Source organism: Nonomuraea jabiensis (genome assembly GCF_014204795.1).
GTDB classification, from domain to species: Bacteria; Actinomycetota; Actinomycetes; order Streptosporangiales; family Streptosporangiaceae; genus Nonomuraea; species Nonomuraea jabiensis.
Window position 1 is genome coordinate 203,207 of the sequence record NZ_JACHMB010000001.1, and the last position, 15,102, is coordinate 218,308.

Below are 15,102 nucleotides of genomic sequence, written 5' to 3' on the forward strand. Positions count from 1 at the left end.
TCCTACCACGAAACATATGGACGTGTTCGGGACTTATTCAGACACGTCCAAAATCAGCGGGAAGCCACGGCAGGCGTCCCCTGCGGGAACAGGCCGTCGAACACCGCGACCCGGTCGAAGGCCATCGCGCGGGCGCGGGCGCGGATCTCCAGGTCCTGCCGTTCGGCGGCGGGCATGTCGAGGACCACCCGGTCCACGGCCGCGACCAGGCCGGCGACGTCCCCGGGTTCGATGACGACGGCGGTGTCGCCGACCGCCTCGAGGGTCCCGCCCGTCGTGGTGGTGACGATCGGCCCGCCGCCGGAGAGCATCTTCTCGGCCAGGGCGATGCCGAACGTCTCCACGAACTCGGGCTCGGGCTTGGTGGGCAGGACATAGGCCGCGCAGCCGCGCATGAGCAGCGGCTTCTCCTGGTCGTCGACGTCGCTGAAGAAGACCACCCGGTCGTCGCCCGCGGCCGCCGCGCGTACCTGCTCCAGCGCCGGGCCGGTGCCGACGACGGCCAGTTTCACGCGCGAGCGGCAGCGCATCCGGGCGAAGGCGGCCAGCAGGTCGTGGATCCCCTTGGCCCGGGTCACGCGGGACAGGAACAGGATGTAGCCGTCGCGCTCCAGGCCGCGTCGCGCGAGCGCGGCGTCCACCTGGGCCGGGTCCAGGTCGAGGAAGGCGGCGGAGTCTATCGGCGGGTAGCTGACGGTGACGCGGCGCCGGCACTGCTCGGCGAACGTGGTGCCGCAGTGGGCGTCCACCTGCTCGGCCGAGGCGACGATCTCCTCCCGGGTGTACTCGGAGACCGCGACGACCTCGTCGTTGGCCAGGAAGGTGGTGAACAGCACGGTCGCCGCGCCGAACCGGCCTTCCCGCAGGCACGAGCGGATCACGTTGGTCACGTCGGAGCCGACGGCCTTCGCGATGGTGTGGACGTCCGGCGCGAACCCGGCCGCCCGCGCGGCCGCGACCGCCTCCACGACCACCGTGGTGTGCGGGGCGAGGTACATGGACAGGCAGGTCGTGCGTAACGGCTCGGCCAGCAGCTCGACGAGGCGGCCGGTGAGCCCGGCCTGGTGGCGTCCGTCGGGCACCCGGTAGTCGCCGACCGGCTCCGGCCGCTCCACGGTGATCCCCTCGCTGTACGGCAGCAGCCGGTCCAGCGGCTTGAGCGGCAGCCCGGCCGCCTGCAGCGTCGGGATCGGCCAGGTCAGCAGCCGTACATCGTCGAATCCCCTGGTCAGCGCCACCTCGGCGAGATTGCGGGCTTCGCCGGAGTGGCCGCAGATGACCGGGTCGGCCCTGACCACGATGACGAGACGGCGGCGGGGGTGGGTCATCACGGTTCCTCCGGTGTCGCGGGCGGATCGGACAGGGACGGCGGACGGATCCCCCGGCCCCACGCCGACGGCTCCGGCCCCAGCCGCAGGTGCAACCGGCCGCCCCGGTGCACGGTGGCGGCGCTCAGGTGCGTCGCGTGCAGGGGCTCGCCGTTGAGGGTCGCCGACTGTACGTACTGCGCCGGCGGGTCGTGATCGATGCCGTCGACGCCGATCGGCCTCTCGCGCAGCCCGCTGGTCTCGATGACGAACTCGTTGCCGCCCGCCCGGAGCACGGCCCGCTCGAACGCGGGCGCGTTGACCAGGAACAGGTTCTGCCCGGCAACCGGGAACAGCCCCAGCGACGCCCAGACGTACCACGAGCTCAGGCCGCCGGAGTCGTCGTTACCCGGCAGCCCGCCGGGACCGGTGCCGAACTGCCAGGTCAGCGCCGCGTGCACCACCTGGGCCGTGCGGTCGGGCCGGCCCGCGTAGTGGTAGGCCCACGGCGCCTCCATGTCGGGCTCGTTGTTCAGCCCCTCGAACCGGTTGAGGGCGTAGCCGGCCGCCATCTCCGCCGCTCGCGGACGCCGGCCAGGCTGCGTCACCGGTGCGGCACCGAAGCCGAAGAACCTGTCCAGCTTGCCGATGAAGGCCGCGTCGCCGCCCGCCAGGGCGATCCTCGCGGCCATGTCGTGCAGCAGTCTGAACGAGTAGTTCCACTTGCCGCCCTCGTAGAACTCCGAGTCGCGCAGCAGCCCCGTGCCCGGGTCGAAGGCGTTGGACCAGTGACGGCTGCGGTCCTCGAGGTCGGCGGCCAGATGCCGGTCGTTCAGCGCCCGGGCGACCTGCGCCGTGCAGTGGTGGGCGTAGGCGAGGTCGAGGGTGTGGGTGATCGGGTGCACCACTCCGTGCTCGAAGAAGTCCTCGCCGTACATCCGGCGCAGGTCGTCGACCATGTGGACGAGCGCCCAGTTCCAGTCCAGGCCCGCCCAGCCGAGCGCGTGGGCGTCCGCCAGCGCGGTGTGCGCGAGCGCGCTGGCCTGGCGGAAGAACCGGTCGGCGCCGCGGGACATCCGGTAGCCGATCGGGAAGTTGCCCTCCTCCTCGCAGACCCGGATCAGCGACTCCAGCAGGTCCGCGGCCCGGTCGGGGGCGATGGCCGCGAGCAGCGGCAGCTGGGTCTTGTAGATGTCCCACATGGTGCACACGTCGAACGCGAACGGCCCCGGGGTCGGCCAGAACGGGCTCTCGTCGTCGGCTACGCACGGCTTGATCAGCGCATGGTAGAGCGCCGTCGCGAACACGGTCCGGCGGGCCGGCGTGCCGCCCTCGACCTGGACCCGGTCGAGGTGATCGGCCCAGCGGGCGCGGGTCCTGGCGCGTACCGCGTCGAACGCCGGCTGCCCCTGCCCGCACTCGCGCTCCAGGTTCTCGCGCGCCTGGTCGCACCCGCGCAGCGAGAAGCCCAGCCGTACCTCGATGGTCTGCCCCGGCGCGGCCGGCCCCATGTAGAGCATGCCGAAGGGGCGCAGCGTGGTGTGCCGGATGCTGTCGAAGTCGAGGCGCGTGCCGCCGTCGATGAGCCGCCGGTCGTACCAGAGCATCTGCCGCCAGCCCGGGCTGTCGACGTCCACGACCACCGACAGCGGGACGCCCTCCATCACGACCGTGCCCTGGGTGCGCCCGTGCCCCATGCTCTCCACCTGGGCCCGCAGCGGCACCGTACGGCCGAGCTCGATGGCCAGGCCGCCGCAGGACAGGTCGATCACCACCCGGGCGCTGCTGTGCTGCGGGAAGGTGTAGCGGTGCACGGCGACCTTGGCGCCCACGGTGAGCTCGCAGCGGACCCCGGTGTCCAGGGTGGCCGCGTAGTAGCCCGCCTCCGCCACCTCGTCGTGCAGCGGCCAGGCCTCCCCCAGCGCGTCCAGCGGCTGCACCATCGGCGTGACCCGGACGTAGTTGTAGTACTTGCGGATCGCGCCGGTGCCGGACTGCTGGAAGTGGGTGAAGCCGGACGCCTGCAGCCGCTCCAGCATCTCCTCGGGCACGCCTTCGGTGTTCTTCGTGTACCTCCCGTACCCCGTCGGGTACGCGCCGGAGTAGGCACACGCCGACACCATGCCGAGCGGCGAGGTGGCCCCCGGGTGCGTGTTGCCCACCTGCGGTTTCGGCCACCACCAAGTGGCGGCCAGACCACGTGCCCGGGGCAGGTCGGTCGCCGAGGTGCCGATGAAAGGATCAACGTTGTCGAGGATGGCGGGACTCTATCTGGCGCGATCCCGCTTTGGGTTTCGGCGAGATGAACTTCTCGGCCTGTGGCGGGTCAAGGAAGATTTGATCCGGCCCGGCACCGCCGAAACGTCACTGGCCCACCTTGTCCAGGAAGTCCCTGGTGGAGGTGGTGTAGGCCGAGCAGAGCAGGCTGCCCAGCCGCGTCGCGCCGCCGTCGCCGAGTCGCCGGGTCGGCACGCCCATGGCGTTCACGCTGCGCTCCACCGCCACGCTGGAGACGGCGACCACCGTGTGACCCCGCTGGTCGACCCAGCGGAACGCCTCCCGGAGCAGCGCGCGGGCGAGCGGCCCGAACCCCACCGTCGCCTTGTGGGACCAGGCGCCCGCCGTGGCCAGCCGGCTGAGCTCCCAGACGGCCGGGTCGCATGGGGCCCGGCCGCCGCGTAACGCCTCGGAGAAGACGTCGCGGAGCATGTACGGACCGACGGTCGGGAGCAGCCGGCAGCACCCCGTGACCTCCTGGCGGTCCTGCGCGTAACCGATCACGTAGACCGGGTCGCAGTCGTCGTAGAAGTCGCGTTCCCTGCCGTTCAGGCTTTCGACGTCCCAGCGCAGGCGTTCGTAGAACACCGTGTGGCGCAGCCGGAACATGCCGTCGAGCAGCCACGCCGGCAACTCGCCCGCTCCGCCGACCACGATCCGTTGCGCGCCTCTCTCCCCCGGTGAATCGCCCACGAGTGCCCTCCGCGAATGATCGAAGATCCCCTTTTCCGTGTTGTTCGCGGGAGCGGGGTCTCTGGATTCAGCGCACGGAGCAGAGCGCGTCCTCGATCACCCGCGTGACGGCGTCCGGGTGCGAGATGAGCGTGAGGTGGGAGCCGCCGGGGAACTCGGTGACCTTCGAGCCCGCCCGCCTGGCCATCGCCCGCTGCGAGGCCGGCACGATGATCCGGTCGCCGGTGGCGATGAAGTACCACGACGGGATCTTCCTCCACGCCGCGGCCTTCGACGGCGTCGTGAACGCGACCGTCGAGGCGGCCCGCTGCGAGGCCCACAGCCGGTCGGCCGTCTCGTGGGGCAGGTCGGGGGCGAAGGAGCGGAGGAACACCTCCCGCTTCAGGTACAGGTCGGCCGCGTCGCCGCTCGCGCCGGGGTAGGACGAGCGGTCGTAAAGGGTGGCCGGGTCACCGCCGAGCGCCGAGCCGGAGCCGCTGAGCTGCCCTGTGGTCTCGCCGACGTCCGGCGCCGCGGCGCTGACGTACACCAGCGCCCTGACATTCGGGTCGCCGGCGGCGGCGTTCGTGATCACCGAGCCGCCGTAGGAGTGCCCCACGAGCACGACCGGCCCCGAGAGGGTCCGCAGGAAATCCCGTACGGTCTGCGCGTCCCCGGCCAGGCCGCGCAGCGGGTTGGCCACGGCCCGCACGGCATGACCGGTCCGCTGCAGCGCCTGCACCTCCCCGCTCCAGCTGGAGGTGTCGGCCCACGCCCCGTGCACCAGCACGACCGTCGCCCTGGCCGCGCCCGGCGAGGGGCACGACCCGTGCCGGGCTGCCGTCGCGCCGGGCGCCGGCACGACGGCCGCGGCCGCCAGGAGCAGGACGTACGAAGCTCGGCATCTCGTCATGTCGTCGCACCCCCATTCATTCACGTTGACATCCGCACCACCGGAACAAGGTCATGAAAGCGACAAACAGTGCCTAAATCATGCGGCCGGCTGTCGATCGTCACCGGTCCGGGGTGAGGTTGTGCGGGGTGGTGATGCGCAGGTGCCAGTCGAGGCCGGACGGCGCGAGCGAGTCGTCGATCCAGGCGATCACCGGGTCGCCCTCGGCGTTCATGGTCATGGCCAGCCGTTCGCCGAAGCCGTTGCGGTTCCTGGACACCGGGGTGCTCTCGCAGCGGCTGCCGGTGCAGACGGCGAGCATGAGCCGCTGGCGATCGAAGCTCTCGAACGCCACCACCGGGCGCCCCGCCCGGTCCACGGCCAGCACCGGGGCCGCCTGGAACTCGCTTCCCGCGCCCAGCGTGCGCACGTCGGCCTGCGCGCAGTCGGGGGTGCGGCAGTCGAGCAGTTTGGCCGACTGGTCGCGCAGGTCCCGGTAGGCGATGGCGGGGCGGCCGTCGGGGCGTAACGCCATGGCCAGGCCGCCGTTCCAGAGCTGGTCGGTAGTGGGCGGGACGGGGGGCACGGGGCTGGTCACGACCGGCTGGTGGCAGGCCAGGTCCAGGCAGGAGATCACCTGGATCTGGCCGGTGGCGGAGTCGTACCGGGCGGCGACCGGACGGTCCCCGGGGCCGACGGCGACGGCCAGGTCGTGCTCCATGGACGAGTACCCGGCCGCCTCCAGGCGGGCGACCTGCCTGGACTCCGGGCGCGCGCAGCTCGGGTCCGCGCAGAAGATGAAGGAGACGAGGTCGTGAGCCGGCTGCTCACCCTCGGCCGGATCGCTTGCGGCATAGGCCACGACCGGACCGCCGCCCTGTCGTACGGCCAGCGCCACCCCCACCGACTCCTCCGGACTGCGCGTCGTCGCGACGGCCCCGCTGCTGCGCTCGCACCGGGCCGCCTCGCAGGTGAGCAGTTCGAGCCTGCGGGTGGTCCAGGTCGTGAGGAGGAGGCGCCCGTCGGGCAGCCGTGCGCTGGCCGCGCCCGTCTGCCACCGGGTGCCGGCGCCGTCCGGCTCGGCCCACGCGAAGCTCGCCTTCCGGCACGAGGGGTCGGCGCAGGCCAGCAGGCTGGATTCGTCCTCGAAGCCGTCCATCACCGCGACCGGGCGCCCGCCGCGGCCGAGGTGCAGGTCCTGCAGGTCGAGGGGGCGCAGCTGCGGTTCGCGGACGCGCGAGGAGGCGAAGACCTCCGTCACGCTCGTCTCGCTGATCTCCGGCCAGCCGAACGGGTTGACCAGCACGACTCCGCCGAACAGCAGTCCGGGCAGCAGCACCGCGGAAAGGAGGCCGGGCCACACCGGGTCCGGCGACGGGCCGCCGGGCAGGCCGTGCGCCAGGTCCGAGTCGTCCACCTCGGTGCGCCAGGCCATGCTGTGCAGGAACCGGCGCGCGACCACGGCGGCCTGGAAGGGCGTGATGGCCAGCGCCAGCACGGTCCAGGCCAGGCCCCATCCGAGGGTCGCGAGCGGGCCGGGAAGCAGGCCCGGCCCTGACCCGAGAGCCCACGCCACCACGCCGGGAACGAGGACGACCCCGAAGGCCAGCGTCAGCGCGGTCGGCAGGAAACTCAGTTCGGTCATCCGGTAGGCGCGGCGGATCGAGCCGAGCCCCGAGCATCCGTGCAGCAGCACGGCGGGCACGGCCAGCAGGCCCGGCATCGCCGCGTACGCGGCCACCACCAGCCCCACCCTGACCAGCCAATGCTGATGGGTCACCAGCAGCACGCCGGCTCCCGCGGCCCAGGCGGCCCCGGCCACGAGGAGCAGGACCAGCAGGGACGGCAGCCGCCGCACCGTCGCCCGCAGCGCCTCGACAGGCGAGACCCACCGGTCGACCAGGTGACCGGCGGCGATGATCACGGTCGCCGGGAACACCACCAGCTCCCCGGCGAGCGCGACCACCGCCGGCACGAGCGTCCAGACCAGCAGCGGGCCGTCGGACGTCCCGATCAGCTGGAACCGCCCGTTGACCACCGCCGCCGAGCCGCCGTTCGCCACCGCCAGCACCAGCAGGGACAGCGTGGCGAGCGGCACGTGCACCAGCACCCCGGGCAGCGCGAGCCGCACCAGGTGCCGCCCGGCGTCGAGATAGCTCCGGAACGGCACGCCGTCCTTGCGCAGCCGTTCGACGTGCTCCATCGAGCTCACGGGCCAAACGGTGACAGGGCGTTTCGCCGGTTCGCTTCCTACTTGCCGGAAATGGTCTGGGCCCGTTCAGAGCGCGAGCGCGCGGACCGCCTCCTCGTCCACGCCGATCCCCAGGCCGGGGCCGGTGGGCACGTGGGCGACGCCGTCGGTGACCGTGATGACCGGATCCGTGGCGTAGGGGCTGGTGATGAACTGCCGGCCGTTGAGGTCGACCGGCGTGTCCACGCCGAACGCGGCGAACAGGTGGAGCGAGGCGGCCAGCCCGATGTCCGACTCGGTGAGGCCCGAACCCATGATCGCCAGGCCGCAGTCCTCGGCGAGCTGGCACTGGCGCAGGGCCAGGGTCAGCCCCCCGCAGCGCTGCACCTTGGCGACGGCGACGTCGATGGCGTCGAGCCGGACGAACGTCGCCAGGTCGCTCGGATGGCGCAGGCTCTCGTCCACGGCCACCGGGATGGGACTGGCGTCACGCAGGCGGCGCAGGCCGGCGACGTCGTTGGACGGCAGCGGCTGCTCGAAGACGGCCACGTCCAGGCCGGCCAGGCGCCGGGCCACCCGGAGCGCGGCGGCGGCCGTGTAGCCCTGGTTGGCGTCCACCCAGAGCACGGCGTCGGGGGCGGCGGCGCGCACGGCCTCCACGATGGCCACGTCCTCGTCCTCGGTGTGCAGGCCGACCTTGACCTTGACGTGGCGGTAGCCGAGCGCGCGGCCCTCGGCCACCGAGTCCGCGGCCACGGCGGCCGACTCGGTGGCCACGATCCAGGCCAGCTCGATGGTGTCGCGCCTGCGCCGGCCCCACAGCTCGCCGAGGGAGAGTCCGAGGCTGCGGGCGTAGGCGTCGTGGCAGGCCACGTCGACCGCGGCGCGCGCCAGCGGCATGCCGATCGAGAAGCCCTTGCTGATCGTACGGTCGAAGGCGCGGCAGAGCCCGTCCAGGTCCCACAGCGGACGGCCGACAGCCGCCGGGGACAGGTAGTTCTCGATGGTGGAGACGATGGACTCGGTGGTCTCGTACGTCCAGGAGGGGATCGGGGTGGCCTCGCCCCACCCGATGGCCCCGTCGTCGGCGGTGATCTTGACCAGGACCCTGACGGCCGGCCGGCCGCCCTGGACGACGGACCCGCCCGCCACCGCGAAGTCGCGCAGCGAGGGCAGGCCCACGGTGAAGGTCTCGACGCGTGCTATCCGGTTCACGTGATTCAGTACCATTCGGACTTGTCGACCAGATTGATCAGTTCCCGCCCGGCCACGAAGCGCCGGGCGTTCTCCAGCAGTACGGCGAAGCGCCGCTCCTCGCCATGCGGCCCCACGCCCCCCACGTGCGGGGTGATGAGCACGTCCGGACGTTTCCAGAGAGGATGGTCGGCGGGAAGCGGTTCGGTCTCGAAGACGTCCAGGGCCGCGCCGGCCAGGCGCCCTTCGGCCAGGGCGGCCGTCAGGTCGTCGAGCCGCACGATGGGCCCGCGGCCGATGTTGACGACGTACGCCCCGGGCTTGGCCAGCGCCAGCCGCCGCGCGTCCAGCAGGCCCTCGGTGGCCGGGGTGTGCGGAACGGTCAGGATGACCAGGTCCGCCTCGGGAAGCAGCCGGTCGAGGGCGTCGGCCGGCAGCACCTCGGCGAAGCCCGGCACGGGGCCGCCGCGCCGGGCGTCCACGCCCACCACCCTGGTGCCGAACGCCGCCAGCAGCCTGCCGACCTCGGCCCCGACCGCGCCCACCCCCACCACCAGGGCCGTCGACTCGCCCAGGGAGAGCACGGCGCCGGGGTCCCAGTCGGGCGCCCAGCGCGCGCGGGCCTGGTCGCGGACGTACCTGGGCAGGCCCCTGGCCAGCGCGAGCACGAGCGCCAGCGCGTGCGCGGCCACGTGGTCGGTGTAGGTGTCGCGCATGTTGGTGACCTGCACGGGGTGCGCGACCAGGGCCGGATGGTAGAAGCCCGGAGGCGGCCCGGCCTGCGGGGCCTGCAGCCAGCGCAGCCGTCGGGCGTGCGCCAGCAGGTCCGCGGGCAGCGTGCCGTAGGCGGCGTCGGCCTCCGCGAGCGCCCGCGCCGCCTCCTCCCGGGTGCCCGGCTGCAGCACGACGAGCTCCGGCACCGCCTCCTCCAGCCTGGCCCGCCAGCCCGCGGTGGCCGGATCGTGCGGCGGCAGCAGCACCAGGGTGGTTCTGCTCATGCCCTCAGCGCCAGGGCGGACTCGGTGATCTCGTACAGCAGCGGCTCTCCCGCCACGTAGCGGGCGAGCTCCTCGGCCATCGCCTGCCCGTGGCGGCGCCGCTCGTGGCCCAGGCTGCCCGCCACGTGCGGGGTGACGACGATGTTGGGCATCGTGAACAGCGGCGACCCGGCGACGGGCGGCTCCGGGTCGGTGACGTCGAGGACGGCGAACAGGTCGGTCCGCCGGCCCAGCACGTCCACGAGCGCGGCCTCGTCGACGAGGCCGCCGCGCGCCGTGTTGATCAGGGTGGCGTCGGGTTTCATCGACTCGAGCAGCTCGGTGCCGACCAGGCGCTGCGTCTCAGGGGTGAGCGGCGAGTGCAGGCTGACCACGTCGGAGGTGGCGAACAGCTCCTTCAGGCCGACGAGGCGCACTCCGAGCTCCGCCGCCTGCGCCGGGTCGGCGTACGGGTCGTAGGCCTGCACGTCGAGGTGGTGATGGGCGAGCAGCCGCGCCGTGGCCCGGCCCGTGGCGCCGAGCGAGACCAGCCCGACCACCGCGTCGTAGGCCCCGATCTCGGGCCCGCGCGGGGCGGTGGCCGCGGCGGCGCGCGCGGCCAGCACGTAGCGCCAGCCGTGCTTGAGCGCGTACAGGATCTGCGAGAGGGCGAACTCGGCGACCGGCTCGGCGTTGGCCGTGGCCGCCGAGGTGACCCGCACTCCCCTGGCCCACATCTCCGGGGTGACCATCCCCTTGATGGAGCCCGCGCCGTACAGCACCAGCGAGAGCCTGGGCGCGGCGGCGAGCAGGTCGGCGTCCAGCTTGGGCGCGCCCCAGCCGGTCACCAGCACGTCGAGGTCGGCGAGCACGTCCGGGGTGACCCGGTCGGCGGTGAGCAGGGGCGAGGCGATGGTCAGGTGCCGCTCGATCGCCTCCCTGGCCTGGGGGCCGTAGACGTCGTCGAAGCGGTTCGGGTCCATCACGTACAGCCCGTTCAGCATTGCCTCTCCTTCACGCGAGCCGCCGCCCGCACGCTGGCCAGGCGGGCAGGCGAGCCCAACCCGGCGTGGTAGTAACGTAGCTGCCGCGCTCCCCCTGCGATGAGGTCGGCGGCAAGTGCCGGGATCCGGGCGTGCCCGTCCTCCAGCACGGTCAGGTTGGCGACGATGGGCACCTCGGTGCGGCTCGCCGCGGCCTTCACCTGGGCGAGTGCCGCCTCCTCCGGGCCCCAGCACTTGAGCACGTACGCGTCGACCGGCGCGTCGAAGGAGGCCAGGTCGATCCCCACGTCGGGGCCGGTGACCTGAGGGTCGTCGGTGGCCATGAGCAGCAGCTCGCGGCCGCCGGCCGGCGCCGCCGCGGCGCGGACCAGGCCGGCGATGACCCCGCCGCGATGATCGTAGATGGCCTGGGCGCGCTCGTGGCCGAGCGCGTCGCCCAGGCTCTCCCCGGCGGGGACGCCCCGCTGGAGTTCACCGTCCACGGCGGCGCGCACGTCGCGCGCCAGCTCCTCGGCGTCCAGGCCGCGCTCCGCCAGCCCGCTCCGGCAGGCCGGGCAGAGGCAGAGCGACAGGAGCGCCCTGCCGCAGGCGGACAGGTGGGCGCCGGAGGTCTTCTCGTGGTGGCCGGCATGCTCGGCGCCCAGCCAGCCGCACGCCTCCAGCATCAGGGCGGGCACGTCGTACTGCTCGCAGACCTCGCTCACGAGGGTGAGCGCGTAGTCGTGGACGGCGGGCTGGGCGGGGCAGAGCGCGTAGGGGTAGGACTCGCCGTAGGCGTTCCTGACCGTCAGGTCGGGCGCCTCGCGGCCCAGCACCGAGGAGTGCGTGAGCACGATCCAGGCCTCGGCCCGCAGCCCGGCCCCCGCCAGCGCGGCCAGCGCCGTCCCGAACCGGTCCTCGTCCGGCACCCCCCAGCTCGGCGGGTACGGCTTGAGCCGCCCGCGCCAGCGGTCGGGACGCAGCCGGAAGTAGGCCGCCGCGTGGTCGGCCTGCACGATGCGGTGGTGCGGATGCCACGGGGTGGTGGCCCGGACCGAGTGGTAGGCCGCCTGCAGGGTCACCGTGCTCACGCCGAGCCCGGCGATGCGCTCGGCCGCCGCGGGGTCGCCCACGAGGTCCCAGGTGTAGGCGAACGCGCCGTGCCTGATCTTCAAGCGGACTGTCACCCCTTCGTGGCGCCGGCCAGGCCGCGCGTGAAGTAGTTCTGGAAGAAAAGGAAGATGGCCAGCATCGGCAGGAACGAGATCGTCATCCCGGCGGCGAACCCGGTCCAGTCGGTGGCGTGCTCGCCCTGGAAGGAGAGCATCCCGACGGCGAGGTTCTGCAGGTCGGGCTGGCCGAGGGTGAACACCAGCGGGATGTTGAACTCGTTCCAGCTGCTGATGAACTGGAAGATGACCACCACCGCGATGACCGGTTTGGCCAGCGGGAGGATGAGGCCGAACGTCTTGAGGAAGCCGGCCCCGTCCAGCTTGGCCGCCTCGAACAGGTCGCTCGGGACGCTGGAGAAGAACCCGACGAACAGCAGGACGTAGAGCGCGCCCGCGCCGCCGGACATGGCCAGGATGACGCCGGCCCGCGTGTTCAGCAGGCCGAGGTTCTCGATCAGCACGAACTGCGGGACGATGATCGAGGCGACCGGGATGAACAGGGTCCCCACGATCATCCGGTAGAGCAGGGTGCGGCCGGGGAACTCGTACCTGGCCAGCACGTAGCCGCACAGGGCCGCCTTGACCAGCTCGACGAGGGTCGAGGCGACCGAGTAGAGCACCGTGTTGAAGAAGTATCCGGAGAAGCCGGCGTTGACCCAGGCGCGGACGAAGTTGTCGAAGTTCAGCTGGTCGGGCACGAGGCTCGCGCCGCTGGTGAACATCCCGGCCTGGGTCTTGAACGCGGCCGAGATCGTCCACAGGAACGGGTAGACCCACACGAGCCCGATGACCAGCAGGATCGGCAGGGCGATGAGGTTGGCCCGCGTCCTGTGGCTGCGCCGGGCGGCCTGGTCGATCCCGGGGGTCTTGGTGATCGCCGCCATCAGACGCCGTACTCCTTCCTGAGCCGCTGGGCCCGGCGGACCGCGACGCCCTGGGCGGAGACCAGCACGAAGGCGATGACGGAGAACAGCAGCGCCGCGGCCGAGGCGTAGCCGTAGGCGAACGGCACCGAGCCGAAGGCGTTCTGGTAGATGAAGTAGGACACCACGTACGTGCTGGTGCCCGGGCCGCCCGCGGTGAGGGTGACGACCAGCCCGAAGACGTGCATGGCGTTCACGATGCCGAGCAGGGCGATGATCACGGCGACCGGCCGGATCATCGGCAGCGTGATGCGGGTGAGCTTCATCCACTCGCCCGCGCCGTCGATGTCGGCCGCCTCGTAGACCTCCTCCGGCACGTTCTGCAGCGCCGCGATCCAGTAGATCATGTACTGGCCGAAGATCTGCCAGACGGAGACGAGCACGAGCACGAGCAGCGCGCTCCACCGGTTGGCGAACACGTCGAACCCCTGGTCGACCAGGCCGAGGTCGCGCAGGATGGCGTTCAGGGCGCCGTTGGACGGGTTGAGCAGGTAGGTGAAGACCAGGCCCGCCATGGCGACGGGGATGATGAGCGGCGCGAAGAACAGGGTCCGGAAGAACCGCTTGCCGCGCAGCCACTTGCGGGTGAGCACGATCGCCGCCAGCAGCGAGATCGGGAGCTTGATGACGGTGGTCAGCAGGGCGAAGATCAGCGTGTTGACCACCGAGAGCCAGAACAGCGGGTCGACCAGGATCGAGCCGTAGTTGGCGCCCCCGACGAAGCGGTCGATCGGGCCGATGCCCGACCAGTCGAAGAAGGAGTAGTAGATCGTCGCGGCCAGCGGCCAGAGGGTGAAGCCGAGGTAGAGCAGGAGGAAGGGGGCCAGGAAGACGACCAGCCAGACCCTGTCGAAGCCGCGGACGCGCTCGCGGGAGTGATCGGCGCGTTCGGGCACCCGCTCGGCGGGCGACCGGTCCCTGTCCGTCACCCTCTCCCTACCTGGGGCGGGGGCGGTGGTTGTCATGGATGTCCTCACGAGGGAGAAGGGGACGCCGTCCGGTCAGTCCTTGTACATGTCCTTGGTGTAGTCCTTGGTGTAGTCCCAGTCGGGGAAGGTGTAGCAGTCCATCGACACCTTCAGGCCGCTGGCGGCCTCCTGCTTGAGCCCCTCCTCCAGGGCGGTCTGGCGCTGCTTGACGATGGCGGCGCCCACCGACTCCAGCGACTGGCCGCTGACCAGCGCCTCGCCCATGGCCTCCCACTCCGCGTCGGGGGTCTTCGCCAGCGCGTTGACGTACGCCTTGGACTTGGCGATGTCGGGGCACTTGAGCAGCGGCACGGGAAGCTGGACCCGGTAGCCCGGCTGGCCGCCGATCTGCATGATCTGCTTGAGCGCCGGGTCGGTGACCATCTTCTGGTTGTCGACGTAGGCCAGCGTGCCGAAGGCGTTCTTGTAGTACTGCTTGACGAAGTAGCCGTTCGGGTCGGTCATCCATTGGATGAACGTCCACATGGCGTCGGGGTTCTTGGTCTGCGAGCTGACCCAGTACTTGTTGGTGTCGTACTTGCGGCCGGCCGCGCCGGTCTGCCCGTCGTCGGGGTTGAGGCGGGGCGCCACCACGTACTTGTCGCTGGTGAAGCCCTGGCTGGCCCACACGCTCGGCAGCCAGGTGCCGTCGAAGAAGATGCCGGCCTGGTCGGCGGCGAACTGCTGGCGGGAGAAGTTCTTGTCGTTGGTGCCCGGCGCCAGGTATCCGGCCTTCTTGAGCTCCTGGATGAAGGAGAAGGTCTTCACCTGTCCGGGCTCGGTCAGGTCGAACTTGCCGGTCTTGTAGTCGAAGAACTCGTCCGTCGAGACGCTGCTGATCATCGCGTACCAGATCCGCTGCATGTCCGGGCCCTTGGTGGGGGCGGCGATGCACTCGGCCTTGGTCTTGGCCTTGATCTGCGCGCAGGTGTTCTTGAGGTCGGTCCAGGTCTTGGGCGGGTTGTTGACGTCCAGCCCGGCCTGCTGGAAGACCTGCTTGTTGAGGAACATGTAGCCGGAGCCCCAGTAGAGGTTCTCCGAGAACGGGAAGCCGTACGTCTTCCCGTCCTGCACGTTGATGCCCTCCAGGAACGACCCTTCCGGCCAGCGCTTGGTGAAGTCGGCGGGGACGGTGCCGCTCGGGCTGAGCGGGCTGATCCACTTCTGGTCCAGCAGCTGGGACAGCCCGGTCGCGTTCCAGTAGAACATGTCCGGCGCCTGGTTGCTCTGGAAGGCCAGAGGCAGGGTCTTCATGTAGTCGGCCTGGGTGATCGAGCGCCATTCGATCTTGATGTTGGGATGTTCCTTGGTGAACTGCGCGCCGATGTCCTTGTGGAAGTTCACCTGTTCGGCGGAGAAGTCCCAGATCTGCAGCGTGGTCTGCGAACCACTGCCGCCGCCGCGGCCGTCGCTCGACGTGCCGCACGCCGCCACGAGCAGCGATGCCAGGATCGCGGTGATCGCCGCGGGCCGATGGAGTTTCATGAAGCCCTCCCGAGAGACGGAGGTCAGAGGGGTGCCGGGCATCGGGTAAGCGCTTGCCCGA

General features: G+C 71.6%; 12 protein-coding genes. All 12 read right to left on the bottom strand.

Annotation, left to right across the window (positions count from 1 at the left end; genetic code table 11):
- Positions 1–53 precede the first annotated feature (53 nt).
- A complete protein-coding gene (locus HD596_RS00890) occupies positions 54–1,328 on the bottom strand; it encodes a glycosyltransferase (RefSeq protein ID WP_185067413.1) in 1,275 nt (424 codons plus the stop codon).
- The gene (locus HD596_RS64560; RefSeq protein WP_185078220.1) at positions 1,328–3,565 is read right to left on the bottom strand and encodes a glycoside hydrolase domain-containing protein; all 2,238 of its coding nucleotides are present in this window, start codon (positions 3,563–3,565) and stop codon (positions 1,328–1,330) included. The genes HD596_RS00890 and HD596_RS64560 overlap by 1 nt, the downstream gene beginning before the upstream one ends.
- A 106-nt stretch (positions 3,566–3,671) precedes the next feature.
- A complete protein-coding gene (locus tag HD596_RS00900; protein WP_185067414.1) occupies positions 3,672–4,277 on the bottom strand; it encodes an acyl-homoserine-lactone synthase in 606 nt (201 codons plus the stop codon).
- 67 nt (positions 4,278–4,344) lie between these two features.
- Positions 4,345–5,169 carry an alpha/beta fold hydrolase gene (locus HD596_RS00905; protein ID WP_185067415.1) on the bottom strand — a complete coding sequence of 275 codons (825 nt, stop codon included), beginning with the start codon at positions 5,167–5,169 and terminating at the stop codon, positions 4,345–4,347.
- A gap of 100 nt (positions 5,170–5,269) precedes the next feature.
- Positions 5,270–7,360, bottom strand: a complete 2,091-nt coding sequence (locus HD596_RS00910; protein WP_185067416.1) for a hypothetical protein — start codon at positions 7,358–7,360, stop codon at positions 5,270–5,272.
- A gap of 66 nt (positions 7,361–7,426) precedes the next feature.
- Positions 7,427–8,554: a mandelate racemase/muconate lactonizing enzyme family protein gene (locus HD596_RS00915; RefSeq protein WP_221519119.1), complete on the bottom strand. Its 1,128-nt coding sequence runs from the start codon at positions 8,552–8,554 to the stop codon at positions 7,427–7,429.
- Between the two features lie 5 nt (positions 8,555–8,559).
- A complete protein-coding gene (locus tag HD596_RS00920) occupies positions 8,560–9,531 on the bottom strand; it encodes a D-2-hydroxyacid dehydrogenase (protein WP_185067418.1) in 972 nt (323 codons plus the stop codon).
- Positions 9,528–10,514 (bottom strand): hydroxyacid dehydrogenase, encoded by a 987-nt coding sequence (locus HD596_RS00925; RefSeq protein WP_185067419.1) that lies wholly within the window; start codon positions 10,512–10,514, stop codon positions 9,528–9,530. The genes HD596_RS00920 and HD596_RS00925 overlap by 4 nt, the downstream gene beginning before the upstream one ends.
- Entirely contained in the window at positions 10,508–11,668 is a 1,161-nt protein-coding gene (locus tag HD596_RS00930) for a hypothetical protein (protein WP_221519120.1), read from the bottom strand. Before HD596_RS00930 ends, HD596_RS00925 begins: the two co-directional genes overlap by 7 nt.
- An 8-nt stretch (positions 11,669–11,676) precedes the next feature.
- Complete coding sequence (locus HD596_RS00935; RefSeq protein WP_185067420.1) at positions 11,677–12,549, bottom strand: carbohydrate ABC transporter permease; 873 nt, start codon at positions 12,547–12,549, stop codon at positions 11,677–11,679.
- Complete coding sequence (locus tag HD596_RS00940) at positions 12,549–13,517, bottom strand: carbohydrate ABC transporter permease (protein WP_185067421.1); 969 nt, start codon at positions 13,515–13,517, stop codon at positions 12,549–12,551. Before HD596_RS00940 ends, HD596_RS00935 begins: the two co-directional genes overlap by 1 nt.
- Positions 13,518–13,589: 72 nt before the next feature.
- Positions 13,590–15,041 carry an ABC transporter substrate-binding protein gene (locus HD596_RS00945; RefSeq protein ID WP_185067422.1) on the bottom strand — a complete coding sequence of 484 codons (1,452 nt, stop codon included), beginning with the start codon at positions 15,039–15,041 and terminating at the stop codon, positions 13,590–13,592.
- Positions 15,042–15,102: the final 61 nt, after the last annotated feature.

Bases quoted from the DNA above. Each gene is read 5' to 3' on its own strand.
- HD596_RS00890 (WP_185067413.1), bottom strand. From the start codon at position 1,328: ATGACCCACCCCCGCCGCCGTCTCGTCATCGTGGTCAGGGCCGACCCG.
- HD596_RS00905 (WP_185067415.1), bottom strand. From the start codon at position 5,169: ATGACGAGATGCCGAGCTTCGTACGTCCTGCTCCTGGCGGCCGCGGCC.
- HD596_RS00920 (WP_185067418.1), bottom strand. From the start codon at position 9,531: ATGAGCAGAACCACCCTGGTGCTGCTGCCGCCGCACGATCCGGCCACC.
- HD596_RS00925 (WP_185067419.1), bottom strand. From the start codon at position 10,514: ATGCTGAACGGGCTGTACGTGATGGACCCGAACCGCTTCGACGACGTC.
- HD596_RS00935 (WP_185067420.1), bottom strand. From the start codon at position 12,549: ATGGCGGCGATCACCAAGACCCCCGGGATCGACCAGGCCGCCCGGCGC.
- HD596_RS00945 (WP_185067422.1), bottom strand. From the start codon at position 15,041: ATGAAACTCCATCGGCCCGCGGCGATCACCGCGATCCTGGCATCGCTG.